Raw genomic sequence first — 16,604 nt, 5'->3', positions numbered from 1 at the left:
ATCAGGCCTCCTTCACGGTCGGCTCGGTCTTCGCCGCGACGAAGGCGTCAAAACCCTCACGCGAGAAGACGACGTACTGAGCGGTGACCACATCATAGGTGTTGAGCTGATCCGCGAACAGAACATGCACCGTGGGGATGTTGCGCACGGAGAGCCACTCGTTGATGTTGTCGCGCGACAGCACCACCGTGGTGAAATTGTTCGAGGTTAGCGGATTGAGAACGGACACCGCGGCCTTGGTGGATGGCGTTTCGCCGATGCCGAAGTCCGCGACGGCGACGCGTCCCGCATTGGTCCTGTCGGACAGAACGTAGCGAAGCGCGGCCGCCTTCATCTTCTTGGGCGTGCGCTGCTCGTATGAACGAGGAACGGGTCCATGGGCGATGGCTCCGTGAGCCCACTGAGGAGCGCGTATCGACCCCTGCCGAGCCCGGCCGGTGCCCTTCTGCTTCCAAGGCTTGCGTCCGCCGCCGGAGACGGTGGAGCGGGTCTTCACCGAATGGGTTCCCTGGCGCGCCGCCGCCAGCTGCGCGATAACCACCTGATGGATCAGGGGCACGTGCGCCTGGATGTCCTCGGCGGAGACTCCGAAGAGCTCGGCGGGAGCCTCGACGGTGCCCAGAGCCTTGCCCTCGGCGCCACTGACGTTCAGAGTAATGTTGGCCATAATGTCAGGCTCCCTTCACTGCCGAACGAATGAGGACGATTCCGCCCTTGGGCCCTGGAACGGCACCCTTGACGGCGATGATTCCGCTCTCGACGTCCGAGGAGACAACGGTGAGGTTCAACGCGGTCGAGGTGTCATGCCCCATGCGACCCGCCATGTGCTTCCCCTTGAGGATGCGGCTTGGCGTGGCGCATGCGCCGACCGAACCTGGACGACGCTCGTTCTTGTGCGAACCGTGGGTACGGCGATAGGACTTGAAGCCCCAGCGCTTGATGGTGCCCGCGAATCCCTTGCCCTTGCTCGTTCCGGTGACGTCCACCTGAACGCCCTCGTCGAACTGCTCGGCCGTGAGCTCCTGCCCCGGCGTATAGTCCGCGGCGTTCTCCGTGCGGACCTCGACCAGATGACGACGGGGAGTGACTCCCGCCTTGGCGAAATGCCCGGCCAAGGGCTTGGTCACCTTGGTCGGATCGATCTGTCCATAGCCGAGCTGAATGGCCGTGTAGCCATCCTTCTCGCCATCCTTGACCATCGTGACCACGTTGGTGGACACGTCGAGCAGGGTGACGGGAACGAAGTATCCGTTCTCGTCCCACACCTGCGACATGCCGAGCTTCCTGCCCAGCAGTGCGCTACGGTTGGCCTTCTGCGACATTGCGGTCCCTCCTCCCCTACAGCTTGATCTCGATGTTGACATCGGCGGGCAGATCGATATGCATCAGGGAATCCACGGCCTTGGGGGTCGGGTCCACGATATCGATCAGACGCTTATGCGTACGCATCTCGAAATGCTCGCGCGAATCCTTGTATTTGTGGGGAGAACGAATAACACAGAACACGTTCTTCTCCGTCGGCAGAGGAACCGGACCCACCACGGTGGCACCCGCATTCGTCACCGTTTCGACGATCTTCTTCGCCGACTGGTCGATGACCTCATGGTCATAGGACTTAAGCCTGATGCGGATTTTTTGTCCCGCCATTGCCGTCCGCCCTTTCTTGCGTTGTCTTGCTGATTTACTTAACCCTGCTGCACAGGACACCGGCAAAAGGCGTCGTTCCACGAAAGACACCGTTCATCAGTGCGCAGCCCACCCCCTCGACCGAATAGACCGATGAGAGCGCCGCGCTCGCTTTTTTCTTACAAATATGCGAGCCCAAAACAGGCAACTTCTCCATTAAAGCACCCGGGCCGTCTTCACGCAACGGCGTGTCGCCTTGCGGCGCGTCCCTCATCGGGCTTCGCTGACCGCGTCATCGCGCGCCCGGACGACGAACCGGCGACGACTGAGCACGACCGGGGATGACCGGGTGATGCCCGTCGCATTCGACCGTCACCCATCCGACCACGAACGAGCTTCGCCGACAACGACGCTGACAACGACCGGGACGTCCACGTACCGTGGACGCCCCGGTGGTCGCAACCTCATGGACGCAGGCGATCAACGGCCATGATGGGAGGGAGACGACGTCATCACAGACGCTCCGATGCCTCCTCGGTGGCGCCGACGCCCTCCCTCTGCACCCTGAGCCGATGTCCCTCCTCCTGACGGACGCCGTAGTAGGCCGCCACGGCGATGTCCTTCATATCCTCTATCTGGGGGACGCGCGGATTCGCGGGGGTGCACTGGTCCTCGAAAGCGCGCATGCCGATCTGGTCGAGGATGCTCCAGAAGTAGTCCTCATCCACGCCGAGCTGCTGGAAGCTGGAGTTCATCCCCAGCTTCTCGTCGCGATACTCTTCAACGGCGAGCGCGAGGTTCTCGACGCCCTCCTCGGGTGTGGATCCCGGATCCACGCCCAGATCACGCGCCAGATCCTGATAGCGCTCGGCGGCGACGTACTTGTTGTACTTCGGCCAGCTGGTCGACTCCATGGGGATCGAACCGTTGTACCGGATCACGTACGGGAGAAGAACCGAGTTCGTCCGCCCGTGCGCGAGATGGCAGAGCGCTCCGATCGTGTGGGCCATGCCGTGGCACATCCCCAGGAACGCGGAGCCGAACGCCATGCCCGCCATGGTGGCCGCGTTGTGCATGCGTTCCTTCGCCTTGGTGCGTTCCTCGCCGTCATCCCCATTGACCGAGATCTCGAGGTTGTCCCAGATGAGTCGCGCGGCGTGAAGCGCCATGGCATCCGTGAAGTCGTTGGCGTACACGGACACGTAGGCCTCCATCGCATGCGTCAGCGCGTCGAAGCCGGAATCCTGGGCAAGACGCCGAGGCTGGGTGCGGGCGAGGACGGGGTCGACGATGGCCACCGACGGCGTCAACGCGTAATCGGTGATCGGGTACTTGTATCCGGTCTTGTGATCGGTGATGACGGCGAACGGCGTGACCTCGGAACCCGTTCCCGAGGACGTCGGGATGCACACGAGCTTGGCCTTCTTGCCCAGCGGCGGAATCTTGAACGCGCGTTTGCGGATGTCGAAGAACTTCTCCCGGACATCCGAGAACGCGATCTCCGGCCGCTCGTACAGCAGCCACATGATCTTCGCCGCGTCCATGGGGGATCCCCGCCGACGGCGATGATGGTGTCGGGCTCGAACTCGTCGCGCATCATCGATGCGCCGCGCTCGACGGTCTCCACCGAGGGCTCGGGCTCGACGTAGTCGATGATCCGGAAGGTGACCCTGTTGTGACGGGCCCTGAGCTGATCGATGATCTTGTCGACTATGCCGAGCTGCTCCATGACCTTGTCGCAGACGATGACGGCGCGCTCGATGCCGTACATATCGCGCAGATACCGGATGGCGTTGGGCTCGAAGTAGGTCTTCGCAGGAATCTTGAACCACTGCATGTTGTTGTTCCTCCGCGCGATTCGCTTGATGTTGATGAGGTTCACGGCCTGCACGTTGCCCGACACCGAGTTGCCGCCATACGAACCGCAGCCGAGGGTCAGCGACGGCGCGATGGCATTGTAGATGTCGCCGATTCCGCCCAGTGACGACGGGGAGTTCCAGATAATCCGGCAGGCATGCATCCTCAGGCCATACTCGCGGACGAGATCCTCGTCGTTGGTGTGGATGGCGGCGGTGTGACCGGCGCCATGAACGAGCATCTGCTCGCACATCTCGAATCCCTGCTCCTTGTCCTCCGCCTTGAGGACCGCCTGGACCGGGGCGAGCTTCTCCATGGTCAACGGCTCGTTCTCCCCGACCTCCTTGCATTCGGCGGCGAGTATGGTGACGTCCTCGGGAACGTCGAACCCCGCGGCATGGGCTATGAACTGAGGCGATTTGCCGGGGACGGCAGAGTTGAGCTTCGGAGTCTTCCCCGAGTAGGACACGCACCCGAACATGTACTGCTCGAGCTTGGCCTTCTCCTCGTCGTTGACGAAGTATGCCTTACGGCGCTTCAGCTCGCGCACCAGAGGAGTGTAGACCTCCTTGCGCGCGATGATGGCCTGCTCCGTGGCGCAGATCATCCCGTAGTCGAAATGCTTCGACAGAATGAGGTCATTGGCCGCCCGGGCGACATCGACATCGGCGTCGACATAGGCAGGCGCGTTCCCGGGCCCGACTCCCAGCGCGGGTTTGCCGGACGTGTATGCGGCCTTGACCATTCCCGGACCGCCCGTGGCCAGAATCGTCGCGACCCCCGGATGCTTCATCAACGCTCCGGTCGCATCGATTGAGGGATGCTCGATCCACTGGATGCAGTTTTCCGGGGCTCCTGCGGCGACGGCGGCGTCACGCACGATGCGCGCGGCCTCGGATGAGCTCTTCTGGGCGAAGGGGTGGAATCCGAAGATGATGGGGCATCGCGTCTTCAGCGCGATAAGCGACTTGAAGATGGCGGTGGACGTGGGATTCGTTACCGGGGTCACGCCGGCGACGACTCCGACAGGTTCGGCGATCTCGTCGATCCCCAGAACGTCATCGCTGCGGATCACACCGACGGTACGCTGGTTGGCCAGATAATTGGTTACATGCTCGCATGCGAAGATGTTCTTCGTGGCCTTGTCCTCTACGAGACCACGACCGGTCTCATCCACGGCCATCTTTGCCAGCACCAGATGCTTGTTCAAGGCGGCGATCGACGCCTTGGCTACGATTCTGTCCACCTGCTCCTGATTAAGTGCTTCAAAAGCGGTCAGGGCCTCCTGCGCCCTGCCCACAAGGGCGTCCACCTCCGCTTCGGCCTGCGCCCGTATCTCATCGGGCGTCGGCTTGACAAGATTCGCGTCATTGTGTTCGTCTGACATGCAGTCCTCCTCAAATGATGTTCATGAACCACCAGACCCATGAACACTTCAGCGTCACTGGTGTATGTGACCTTCGTCACAATCTATAGGACGAGATGTACGATTCCCGCGCGATGCACGAGTTGAGCGTTTCATGAATGATGAGGAGCCAACGATGTTCCGTATTGTACGGTATTTGTGAGTTTTGTTTTACACTCGGATTTCTCCGGACAAACGCTCAGGCCCCGGTCCCATACGGGGCCGGGGCCTGAGACGGCGACGAACGACTAACGCTTCGAGAACTGCGGAGCGCGGCGGGCCTTGTGCAGACCGGCCTTCTTGCGCTCGACCGCACGAGCGTCGCGAGTGAGGAATCCCGCCTTCTTCAAGGCCGGACGGTTCGCCTCACGGTCGATGGAGTTGAGGGCACGGGCGACGCCGAGGCGAATCGCTCCGGCCTGACCGGTTTTGCCACCGCCATCGACAAGAACGACGACGTCGAACTTGTTCTCAAGCTTGAGCAGGACGATGGGTGAATTCACCTCGCGCTGCAGCAGCCGCGACGGGAAGTAGTCCTCCAAGGCGCGACCGTTAACCGTCCACTGCCCGCTTCCGGGAACGAGACGGACGCGCGCGATGGCCTCCTTGCGGCGTCCCGTGCCATATCCCGGGGCGATTTCGGACGATCCCGTGCCTGCGCCGGCATTGGTCTCGGTGGTGTACGTGGTCAAAGTCTCCTCGGCCTCAACGGCGGAGTTGGTTGTGTTATCAGCCATGATCTATTTCTCCCTTCGGCTCACTTGGCCTGCTGCGAGACCTGAGTGATCTCGAAGATCGTGGGCTTCTGCGGCGTGTGGGGATGCTCGGATCCCTCGAACACGTGCAGACGACCCATCTGAACGCTTGCCAGACGGTTCTTCGGCAGCATGCCGCGGACCGCGGAGGTAATGATGCGCTCAGGGTTCGTCGTCAGCAGCTTGGCGTACGTGTCCCTGCGCAATCCGCCGGGACGACCGGAATGGGAGTAGAGCTCCTTGCCCAGCTTGTTGCCGGTCAGAGCGACCTTCCCCGCATTGATGACGATGACGTGATTGCCTGAATCCGCATGGGGCGCGAATGTAGGTTTGTTCTTGCCACGCAGCAGCGTGGCGACCTGAGTGGCAAGACGACCGAGGACCACGTCTGTGGCGTCGACGACATACCAATCATGAGTCAGATCGTCCGACTTTGGTGTGAACGTTTTCACGGGTGTACCTTTTCTCGATATTGTGTTCCGGACCGCGGCCCCCACGCGTCTGAACGCGCACTGGCATTGGTCTCATTATCCGTGGGCTCCCTGAAAGTCCTCGGTGGCGAGTGGGAAAGCGCTTTGAAGGACCCCTTAGGGAAACACAACAATCCTTTACTATATCGCCCGCTATGCCTAACCGCAACACGACGGACCCGCGCGGGTCGAATTCAGCGCCGGTCCGCACGCGCGCGGGCAAGGGCGGACTGATCGCCATCGGCTTGACCGTCTTGATCGCCGGTCAGCATGCGCGCGGGCAAGGGGCATCGACCCTAACCGTTCATGACATCCGCAAGAGACTGCATCCGCGGATTGTCGAAGAGCTCCTCCAACGGGACGACGTCGCCGTTCCCGTCGGCCAGCGGAACACGCCAGTTCGGATACTCGTTGTTGGTCCCGGGCTGGTTCTGGGCGCGACGCTCCCCGACCCCGTCGACGACCGCAGCGGCAAGAAGCTTGCTGGGCGCGGACGTAAGAGCGCGGTACTGAGCCTCGACGATCTCCTGCTCATGCGCCGCCTCGTCCTGCGCCAGCTCGCGGTCAAGGAACCCGTTGTCCACCAGCATCGCAATCATGCCGTCGTGCTCCCTGACGGCATCGGCCTTGAACTCCTCGACCGACGTGGTCAGAAGGTTCAGACGCTGACGAATCTTCACCTGCTCATAGTTCAGATACCCGGCCGCCGGCGGAAGATCATGCGTGTTCACCGATGCCAACGCGTTCTCGCGCCATGTGGACGGCTTGCGGAAAACGCCGCTGTCCTGCTCGAACCATTCCACCGAGCAGCCGAACACGCCATGCCGGGACAACGACTCCGTGACGTAATCCGGGACGACACCCAGATCCTCACCCACGACGACGCCGTTCGCCCGGGTGGCCTCGATCGCAAGAATCCCCAGCATGACCTCGGAATCGTAGTAGACGTAGGCACCCTGTTTGGCCGAGCAGCCCTCGGGAATCCACCACAGGCGGAAGAGTCCGAGAATATGATCGATTCTGACCGCGCCGGCCTTGGCGAACATGCCGTGAACCATGTCCCGATACACCACATAGCCGGTGTTCTCCAGCTCCATGGGACTCAGCGGCGGCTGGCTCCAGTCCTGCCCCTGCTGGTTGAAGTAGTCGGGCGGGGCACCGACCGTCGCACCCTTGGCGAACCGCTCCGGGTACCACCACACATCCGAACCCGCCGGATGCACGCCGACCGCCATATCGGACATGATCCCCAGACGCATCCCGGCCTCCTTGGCGGCCTTCTGCGCATCCTCCAGTTGCTGGGTGGCAATCCACTCGAGCCAGCGGTAGAAATCCAACGTATCGGGGAACTGCTCCCTGAGGGCCGTCACCTCCGGGGACTCGCGGTCGAACCGCTTCTCCCAGCTGTCGGGGCCATCTTCGGGCTTGCCCCATTTGTCGTAGCACAGGCACCATGTGGCGTAGGATTCCAGCTCCGATCCGCACTCCCCGCGGAAGGCGTCGAACTCCCGCTGCCGCTGGGCGGGACGTCCCGACTTGAAAATAAGCCACAGGGCCCTCATCTTCGTGCGCCACATGGCATCGCGGTCGATGAGCTGGGCATCGCCGTTGAGCGGCTCGACCTGATCGTGGAGCTCCACGATCTGACGACGGGAATCGGCGTCGAGCATGGCGTACTCAGGTATGGACTCGGGCCGGATATACGTGAAGTTCACGAAGCGGCGAGAGATCGGAAGATAGGGCGAGGGGGTAAGCGGAACGGTCGGCTCACTTGCGTGAAGGGGATTGATGAGGATGAAGTCGGCCTGGGTCCTCGCCTTCGCCGACGTGAGCATCGTCTTGAGATCCTCGTAGTCCCCCACGCCCCATGAGCCTCCGGAACGGATGGAATAAAGCTGCGCCATCCACCCCCACAGCCGTCCCCGGCGGAGGGAATCAGGCAGTTCGATATGGTCGGGGGCGGATATCAGCGTGGCGTCCTGCGTGCGATCGCCGACCGTGACATGAAGCGTGTGGTATCCCATTGGAAGATCCGCGGGAATCGTCACCGTGGCGGTGGAAACGAACCTGTCCCCCAGCGAATACGCCTGGGACCCGTCGCCCGGGCCCGCCACGACGGCGCCCGCATAGTCGGCCCCGGACTCCAGCGTGATCGAGGCCGTCGGAATCTCAAGGATTCCCGTGTTCACGGTGACCTGTGACTCCTGTCCCAGAACATGCAGGATCGTGGACTGCACAAGACGGGCATGACGCCGGTCGAGTATCCCATGGATCGCCTTGTCGATGGCCTCATCGCTCGATGCGTCAATGCCCAAAGACTTCAGGATCGCCACCAGGACATCATCATCGATCTGGTGGTAATCGTCGGACTGCCCCACATAATCCGTGCCGACTCCCACCAACTTGGCCAGACGGATGAGTGGACGAGCCAGACGTTCTTTGCTTTCGCTCTTCTCTGTCATAGACCCAGTGTAACTCGACAAGACCCGCGCCATCCCAAAGCGGGACATGTCATGGAACACGACACGCCGAGTACGGTTTCACGCGCCAGAAACGGCTTCCGCGGCGGCGCGAACGCCGGGATCGCGATCCTCGGACAGCAGGCGGATCGTCTCGGCGTCACAGGAGGGATTCAGGGCGACGGCACGGCGAACCATAGCCGCCAGAACGACAGGCGACCCATCATCCCCGTCGTATCCCAATCCGGCCAGATACGCCAGAGTGCCGGCATCGGTGTCCGGATTCTGGGCGCCCTCCAGCCGCATCTTCCACGACGTCTGGGGGTTGCGCAGGGCGGCCGAACGGACCGTGGGGTCCGGATCCTTCGACAGACGCCCCACCAGCCAGTTCTTGTCATGGACGTTGCCCGCCACGGCGGCCCGCACGGACGGATCCCGATCCGTGGACAGCTTCACCAGCACGTTCGGAAAGGGCATCGCGGTGGCCAGATACACGCGGTCCTCAACAGGCGTGTTCGCATTGCCCGCCACGGCCTCCAGCAGTGCCGTGGCGCGCGAAAAGGCCGCCTGATCCGAACGATCGGGAAGCGTGCGACGGGCGAACTCGCTCAATGACCGCGAATCGTCCGAATGCCGCAATCTCTCATAGGTCACCGTCAACGGCTCAAAGGAGGTCTCCCCGTCATGCGTCTCGCTCATACCTCCACCTTAACCTCAACGACCCCGACCTCGACGACCCAAGCCATGCGCCCGTCGAACCGCAACGCGCGCACGCCGATCACGCATCACCGTCCGAGGCGAGCGGTCTCGGCATCCGGATCGCGCCGCGCGGACGAGGAACCACCATACCCGCGGTCTCCTCGACGACAAGCCTCTCAAACGATCCGGCGGACGACTCCGGGACGACGATCCCGCACCGGACGCTCTGCGTGTAATCGGCCCGGGATACTCTCCCTCCGACACGGGAGACGATCCTGTTCACCACGGCGAAGGCCGAGTAGTCGGCCTCGACGTCGTATTGCTCATAAACGGTCAGAACCGCCTGCGTGGCCGCTCCGAGAGCCCCCGAGGCGGCGGCGGAATAGGCCCGGGCAAGCCCGCCGGCCCCCAGAAGCACCCCTCCGAAATATCGCGTCACCACGATCAGGCAATCGGTGAGTCCACGGGACCGCAGAACTTCAAGAATCGGACGGGACGCGGTTCCCGAGGGCTCCCCGTCATCGCTCATGCGAACGTCACGGGATCCCGGATCGATTCCCAGCACCGCCACGTGAACCACATGCCGGGCCTTGGGGGCGGCCGACCTGACCCTCGCCACGATGTCGCCGACCTCGGCGACGTCGGCGAGATGGCATATCTGGGCGATGAAACGCGATTTGCGCTGGTCATGCTCGTAGACGGCCGGAGAGTCCGGCCCATCAATCACCGTAAGGGATTCAGTTGCCATCGCCCACATAGTACCGCGTCGGGAAACACGGCATCCGAGGGATCCCTGCGAGGGTCCGGCGGCGCCGGGCGCCGAACAGACTCCCCCACTGTCGTCTCATGGCATCGTCCCTCCTGCCGACAATCTAAAAGACAAGCTACGGACAAGTCAAACCGACGATTCCTGACGCAAACGTCTGTGCGACGCAATGGCGGGAAACAGTCCCGGAAGGCTTGGAAACACTCGGTTTTCGGCATGAAAAAAGGCCTCCGGGGAATCATCCCCGAAGACCATTCGCGGAGTCAGAGGGATTCGAACCCTCGAGCCGCTTACACGACTAACACCTTAGCAGGGTGCCCCTATCGGCCACTCAGGCATGACTCCACGATGCGCTTTGGCGCAACAACTGATTACTGTACCATCCCGTGCGAATCTGACCCGCCGACGACGCCATGGGCCGACGACGCCATACATCGACGGGTCATGCTCCGGCGCGACAGCATTCGACGACGCGGATTCAACGACGCGGATTCGCCAGGACGTCGAGCGCCATCCCGGACTAGGCTCCGCGATGATGCGTGATGAGCTTGAGATTGACGAACTCCCTCATGCCAAGCACCCCCATCTCACGCCCGAACCCCGAGTTCTTCACACCCCCGAAGGGAAGCTCGGCGCTGTCGGCGCCCGCCTCGTTGACGTAGGTCATGCCCGTCTCCAATCCGTTGGCGAAGAACTCGGCCTCGGAGGGATCCGTCGTGAAGACGTAGGATCCCAGACCATAGGGCGTATCGTTGGCGACGCGCAAGGCCTCCCCCGCGTCCGCCACACGATAGAACTGGGACACGGGACCGAAGAACTCCTCATGCCGCGCCGACGCCCCCTCGGGGATGTCGGCGAGAATCACGGGGCTGAACCGGGCCCCATGGTTGTCCGGGTCCCCCATGACGAGCGTCGCGCCCTCGTCCAAGGCCCTATGGACCTGACGGCTGAGATTCGCCGCGGCCGCCTCGGAGCACATCGGCGCCAGATCAAGCTTTTTGGACGCCTCGACGAATCTGCCGAGGAAGTCGTCATACAGGCCGTCGACGACAATGAAGCGCTTGGCCCCGTTGCAGATCTGCCCGACGTTCTCGTATCTGGCGGCGATCCCGTAGCCGACGGCCTCATCGAGGTCATCGGTGCTCATGACGATGAAGGGGTCGTTGCCTCCGAGCTCGCAGACGACCTTCTTCAGGGCGCTGCCGGCTTCGGACGCGACCTGTTTCCCGGCCCGTTCCGAACCGGTGAGGGAGACGCCCCGCACTCTGGGGTCGGCGATAACGGCGGCCACCTGATCGATGGTCGCATATATGTTGACGAACGCCCCCCGGGGAAACCCCGCCTCAAGGAAGATCGCCTCCATCGCGGCGGATGACTTCGGGCACAGGGACGCGTGCTTGAGAATCACCGTGTTCCCGATGAGCAGGTTCGGTCCGGCGAAGCGCGCCACCTGATAATAGGGGTAGTTCCACGGCATGATGCCCAGAAGAGGTCCCAGGGGAAGCTTGCGGACGAGCGCGGTGCCGCCGCCGAGACGGTCGACCGGCATGTCGGCGAGCAGCTCGCGGGCGTGGTCGGCGTAGTAGGCGTAGATCTGCGCGGAGAACTCCACCTCGCCGACGGCCTCCTCAAGCGACTTGCCCATCTCGTGATGGATGATGTCCGCCAGTTCGTCGCGTCGCCTCATGTAGATCTCCACGACGTTGCGCATGAGCGGGATGCGCGAGTCCAGCGACGAGACCAGCGACCATTCGCGCCAGGTGCGGTCCGCGGAGGCGACGGCCTCCCTGACCTGGTCATCGGTGAAGGTCTCGTATTCCTCCTCGACCTCGCCCGTGGCGGGGTTGATGACTGCGTACATGGAAGCCGTCCTTTCCTTCGTTCTTCTCGTCCGTCTGACCATCGGTCCGCAGGAGGACCGCATCACCGAGGGATGCGGACCTCCGATCATCTAGTCGGACATGAGATCGTGGGCCATCTCGGCGAATGCGTTGATGTAGGCGTCACACGCCTTGTCGTCATGGGCAACGGAGAGGGTCCATTCCTCCTCACGCCCCGGTGTCATGAACACGCCTCTATTCATGGCGTACAGCCAGCACAGCTGGTTCAGATCCGATCGCTGTCCCTGCCGGAAGGTGACGTAGTCGACGATCTTGTGCGGCGAGAACGTCACGCAGCCCTTGGCCCCGAATCCCACGGCGTATCCCGGGAAGCCGTAGCGATGGACCACCTCGGTGCAGCCGTCCATAAGGCGCTTGTTGAGATGATCGAAATGATCGTAGGCGTCGGGCGTGAGGACCTTCTCCAGGTTCGCCCGGGCCGCGGCGACGCACAGAGGATTCCCGCTGTACGTCCCCACCTGGTAGACCTCGCCGCTTTCCACCACGCTCATGACCTCTTCGGTGCCTCCGATGGCGCCCATGGGGAGCCCGCCTCCCAAGGCCTTGGCCATGGTGACCATGTCGGGACGCACGCCGAAAAGCTTCGTGGCGCCACCGGGTCCTATGGTCAGACCCGTTTTGACCTCGTCGAATATCAGCACCATGCCATGCCGCGTCGTGATGTCCCGCACCGCCTCCAGATACCCCGGCTCCGGCGGCACGATGGACATGTTCATCAGACACGCCTCCATGATCAGGCACGCCGGAGCGTTGCCCTCGCCCTCCATCTCGACGATGCGGTGCTCGAGCGCCTCGGCGTCGTTGAAGGGGACCGGGACGGTCAGCGGAATCGTCGCCGCCGGGATTCCCGCTCCATAGGGAAGGGACCTCAGATGCAGACGGTCGCCGATCTTGTCATAATCCTCGGCAATGGATATCATCACCGCGTCGTGATGGCCATGATAGGACCCGAAGATCTTCATGATGGGGTCCCGGTGCGTGTAGGCGCGCGCGATGCGGATCGCGTCCATGGTGGACTCGGATCCCGAATTCGTGTATCTCCACTTCGGAAGGCCGAAGCGCTCCGACAGCTCGCCGGCGACGACGAAGTCGTCCTCGTCGGGAAGCGCGAAATGCGTCCCCTTGGCGAAGCGCTTGTTCACGGCCTCACCGATCACCGGATTCGCGTGCCCCTGGACCATGGCGCCGAAACCGTTGTGGAAGTCGTAGTACTCGTTGCCGTCCACGTCCCACACGCGGGATCCCTCGCCGTGATCCACGTAGATCGGCCACGGGTCGCGCAGCTGATACGAGGACGCAACGCCGTTGCAGAGATGCTCACGCGCCTTCCCGTACATCTCGCGAGACCTGACCAGCTTCGCGTCGAGCCTGTCCGATTCCTTCGCGGTCAGTTCCTTGAGTCGTGTCGGATCGATGATTCCCGTCATGGGATTCTCCTTAGCCATCCTCCATACTCCGGCATACGACCAGCCGACGTTGGAGGTTTCGTTTTTAGTGGTGTTTTTACCTAATCAGATAATTATTTCTTCTTGGTGAACTCAAAAACCTTCGAATTACATCGTCATCATGGCAGAATGCATTAATTCTCCTATTACCTTGCCGCCCTCATCTCCGAAAGACGTTCGATCCGTCCAGCCAGGTCCCCAGAACAGGGGTCCGCGCGATATCCTCCGGAGGAATCGAGGTGATGTCCCTCTCAAGAAGAACCATGTCCGCATGGCGCCCGACGTCAAGCGTCCCGCGGAACCCCTCGGTGAACCCCTGCACTGCGCTTCCCCGGGTCGCCATATCGATGGCATCCTCGACGGTGATCCTCTCCTCGGGTATCCAACCTCCCTGGGGGAGGCCCCGATCCGTCTTCCTCGTCACCGCGCGCCCGATGGCCTGGACGGGGTTGTTGCTGGAAATGGGCCAGTCCGATCCATGAGAAAGCATGACTCCGGCTTCGCGAAGGTCAGCCAGGGCATACTGTCGACGCGACCGCGCCTCGCCAAGACGAGGCTCGGTGAGACGGACCATCACCGGATCCCGCTGAATCCAGAAGGACTCGATGTTGGCGATCACCCCAAGATCGGCGAATCGTTCGACATCCACGGAATCGACGAGTTGGACATGGGTGATGACCGGGCGCCTGTCCCATCCGGGATTGTTCAGCGTCGCCGCTTCGATCGCGTCAAGGGCGTTACGCACGGCACGGTCGCCGATGGCATGGATGTGCACCTGGAACCCCAGTGAATCGGCGACGGTGACCGCCCTCGCGAGCTCATCATGATCCCACACCTCCATCCCACGCCCGCCACCGGCGTCGACGTAGGGATCAAGCATGGCCCCCGTTCCCGATTCGATGACCCCATCGGCGAAGAACTTGACGGTTCGGGCGTCAAGAAGCCCCGCATCCCCCGCATCCCGCACTTCCTGACGAGCGCGACGGAATCCGTCGAACTGACCACGCCAGTATCGCGAATCCGCCCTGAACGCCAGATTCGATCGCACGGAAAGCTCCCCGCGAGAGAGGAGATCGCAATACGGCAGGTGCATGCCCCCGTCCACCCACGCGTCCTGCATCCACGTCACACCGCATCCGTTCTGCTCCTCGCATGCGGTTCGCAAGGCGCGGTCCAGGGCTTCACGGGAGGGCTCGGGAGCGACCTTCAGAAGCAGATCCACGGCCCCCCATTCACGGAGCGTCCCCTTGGGCGAACCATCCTCCCGACGATCGATGCGGCCAAGCGGAGGATCGGGAGTGTCGGCCGTTATGCCGGCAAGGGCAAGGGCCTTGGTGTTGCACCACGCGGTGTGGTAGTCATGGGCGCGAAGCCACACGGGACGGTCCGGGACGACCTCATCTATCCACCGAGCGTCGAAGGATCCCCCCTCCACGAGAGCCGGATCATAGCTGGCGGCGAATATCCAATCGCCGCCCGGATGCGAGTCCGCCCAATCCCTCAGCGCATGCTGTATCCGCGAGACGCTCGTCGCATGGGCGACGTCAGGCCCCTGGGCCTCCAGACCGCCGAAAATGGGATGGCAGTGTCCGTCGCCGAATGCCGGCAGCAGCAGACCCGAGCGCAGGTCCACCACCTCGTCCGCCTCGTCGACCAGTCCCTCCGCGGTTCTCCCCAAAGCCGCGACGACCGCCCCGCGTACCGCGACGGCGGACGTCATCACCCCCCTGCGAACCCACACTCTGCCACCACGGTAAACGCGCAGAGGATCATCACGATCAACACCGGACAACATTGACGTCTGACTCATGGTCACTCCTTGAACTGCTCCCAGATCTGGGAATATTTGTTGACGACGTCCGTGGAGCACTGGGGGACGTCCATGAGTTTGACGTCGCTGGGAGTGATGATGGCCGAATCGTTCTTCAGATCATCCGGCATCAGCTCCTCGACTCCGTATCCGCTCGGAACGACAACGTCATACCCCCGCGTCGCCGCCGCGCCCGCGCTCAGGGTCGAACCGACGGCACGGATCCTCTTAACGACGGAAGTCCTCGAAAAGCTGCGTGTAGTAGTCGTTGACCTTGTTGGAGCACGCCTTCTCTATGCGCAGCGTCTTGAGCTCCGCGCTGGAGGGAACGATGACGTTGCTTTTCCTCATCGCCTCGGGAAGCAGTTCGTTGCCGCCCTTAAGAACGCTGCCCGCGCCTCCCGATTCCTCAACGGCCACCTTGTTCTTGGGGTTGAGCATCCAGTTGATGAACGTCTTGGCCTGGGACACGTTCTCCGCCCCGGCCGAAATGGCCATGTTGTCAACGAACTTCGATGTGCCGTCGGTGGGATAGACGAATTTCAGATTCGGATTCGAGACGGTCGCCTGGTAAGCGTCATAGCTCCACGCCATGCCGTATTTCTCCTCTCCGGACGCCAGACGGTCCGCCACTCCCTCGGAGCTCAGGACGCCGACCTTGCTTTTGAAGCCATCCAGCAGAGTGGATGCCTTCTGATAGTCATCGGAATTCGTCGAGCATTGGTCGGATCCCACCGCCCGCAGCGCGGCGTTCGTGATCTCGATCTGGTCGTCAAGCACCTGCGCCTTGCCGATCGACGACGACGAGCTGAAGAACTTCTTCCACGACGTCGGCGCGTCCTGCGCGGAGATGGAGGACGAGTCATACACGATACCCGTGTAGCCGACGATGTATGGCGCGGAGTACTCGAGATCCGAGTCATAATAGGGGCTCGTGAATTCGGTGGCGATGTTCTTCGCATTCGGCAGGCTCGACGTGTCGAACTTGAGCAGAAGACCCTCGGAGATCATCTGTTTGACCATGTAGTCGCTGGGCATGATGACGTCGTAGCCCGTCCCTCCCGTGGACTTCATCTTGGCCTCAAGCGCCTCGTTGCTGTCGAAGGTGTCGACGGTGAGTTCGATGCCGGTGTCCTTCTCAAACGCCTTGATCACGCTGTCGGGCATGTACCCGGCCCAGGTGTAGACGTGCAGTTCTCCTCCCGTGGCCGCCTTGTAGTCGCCGGTGGCCGCCGAAGCCGACCCGGTCTGCGCGGAATCGCTCACGCCGCCCCCGCAGGCCCCCATGGCAAAAACCATCGCGGTCGCCACGGCTAGCGACGCCACCCTCTTCATCGCGTTCATGATTGTCCTTCCTCTTGTCCTCTTATCCCTTGTCTTGTCTCTTGTCCCTGATTCGTTCCGTTCCGCT

Annotated in this window: 13 protein-coding genes, 1 tRNA gene and 1 pseudogene; all 15 read right to left on the bottom strand. The window is 62.4% G+C overall.

What is annotated here, in order from left to right; all coding sequences use genetic code 11:
* Nucleotide 1: 1 nt before the first annotated feature.
* Nucleotides 2–667: a 50S ribosomal protein L4 gene (gene rplD / locus BMIN_RS04320; protein WP_022860876.1), complete on the bottom strand. Its 666-nt coding sequence runs from the start codon at nt 665–667 to the stop codon at nt 2–4.
* 4 nt (nt 668–671) lie between these two features.
* A complete protein-coding gene (gene rplC, locus BMIN_RS04315) occupies nt 672–1,322 on the bottom strand; it encodes a 50S ribosomal protein L3 (protein WP_022860875.1) in 651 nt (216 codons plus the stop codon).
* A 16-nt stretch (nt 1,323–1,338) separates the two neighbouring features.
* Complete coding sequence (gene rpsJ, locus BMIN_RS04310) at nt 1,339–1,647, bottom strand: 30S ribosomal protein S10 (RefSeq protein WP_003827292.1); 309 nt, start codon at nt 1,645–1,647, stop codon at nt 1,339–1,341.
* A gap of 491 nt (nt 1,648–2,138) precedes the next feature.
* A pseudogene (gene adhE / locus BMIN_RS04305) lies at nt 2,139–4,870 on the bottom strand (bifunctional acetaldehyde-CoA/alcohol dehydrogenase).
* A gap of 266 nt (nt 4,871–5,136) precedes the next feature.
* The gene (gene rpsI / locus BMIN_RS04300; RefSeq protein ID WP_022860873.1) at nt 5,137–5,625 is read right to left on the bottom strand and encodes a 30S ribosomal protein S9; all 489 of its coding nucleotides are present in this window, start codon (nt 5,623–5,625) and stop codon (nt 5,137–5,139) included.
* A 20-nt stretch (nt 5,626–5,645) separates the two neighbouring features.
* The gene (gene rplM, locus BMIN_RS04295) at nt 5,646–6,095 is read right to left on the bottom strand and encodes a 50S ribosomal protein L13 (RefSeq protein ID WP_022860872.1); all 450 of its coding nucleotides are present in this window, start codon (nt 6,093–6,095) and stop codon (nt 5,646–5,648) included.
* 314 nt (nt 6,096–6,409) lie between these two features.
* Nucleotides 6,410–8,575, bottom strand: coding sequence for a 4-alpha-glucanotransferase (gene malQ / locus BMIN_RS04290; RefSeq protein WP_022860871.1), 2,166 nt, complete (start codon nt 8,573–8,575; stop codon nt 6,410–6,412).
* Nucleotides 8,576–8,653: 78 nt separating this feature from the next.
* Entirely contained in the window at nt 8,654–9,271 is a 618-nt protein-coding gene (locus tag BMIN_RS04285) for a hypothetical protein (RefSeq protein WP_022860870.1), read from the bottom strand.
* A 79-nt stretch (nt 9,272–9,350) separates the two neighbouring features.
* Nucleotides 9,351–10,019, bottom strand: coding sequence for an IMPACT family protein (locus tag BMIN_RS04280; protein ID WP_033395420.1), 669 nt, complete (start codon nt 10,017–10,019; stop codon nt 9,351–9,353).
* 276 nt (nt 10,020–10,295) lie between these two features.
* Nucleotides 10,296–10,382, bottom strand: a tRNA-Ser gene (locus BMIN_RS04275).
* A gap of 175 nt (nt 10,383–10,557) precedes the next feature.
* Nucleotides 10,558–11,898, bottom strand: coding sequence for an NAD-dependent succinate-semialdehyde dehydrogenase (locus BMIN_RS04270; RefSeq protein ID WP_022860868.1), 1,341 nt, complete (start codon nt 11,896–11,898; stop codon nt 10,558–10,560).
* A 90-nt stretch (nt 11,899–11,988) separates the two neighbouring features.
* Nucleotides 11,989–13,365, bottom strand: coding sequence for an aspartate aminotransferase family protein (locus BMIN_RS04265; RefSeq protein WP_022860866.1), 1,377 nt, complete (start codon nt 13,363–13,365; stop codon nt 11,989–11,991).
* Nucleotides 13,366–13,543: 178 nt separating this feature from the next.
* Nucleotides 13,544–15,193: an amidohydrolase gene (locus tag BMIN_RS04260; protein WP_022860865.1), complete on the bottom strand. Its 1,650-nt coding sequence runs from the start codon at nt 15,191–15,193 to the stop codon at nt 13,544–13,546.
* A gap of 2 nt (nt 15,194–15,195) precedes the next feature.
* Complete coding sequence (locus tag BMIN_RS09065; protein WP_022860864.1) at nt 15,196–15,324, bottom strand: hypothetical protein; 129 nt, start codon at nt 15,322–15,324, stop codon at nt 15,196–15,198.
* 97 nt (nt 15,325–15,421) lie between these two features.
* On the bottom strand, nt 15,422–16,537 hold the full coding sequence (locus tag BMIN_RS04255) for an ABC transporter substrate-binding protein (protein ID WP_022860863.1): 1,116 nt from the start codon (nt 16,535–16,537) through the stop codon (nt 15,422–15,424).
* Nucleotides 16,538–16,604: the final 67 nt, after the last annotated feature.

It is taken from the genome of Bifidobacterium minimum, from assembly GCF_000741645.1.
In the GTDB taxonomy this organism is placed as follows: Bacteria; Actinomycetota; Actinomycetes; order Actinomycetales; family Bifidobacteriaceae; genus Bifidobacterium; species Bifidobacterium minimum.
The sequence above is the reverse complement of the archived record's forward strand: the minus strand, read 5'-3'. Positions and strand labels throughout refer to the sequence as shown.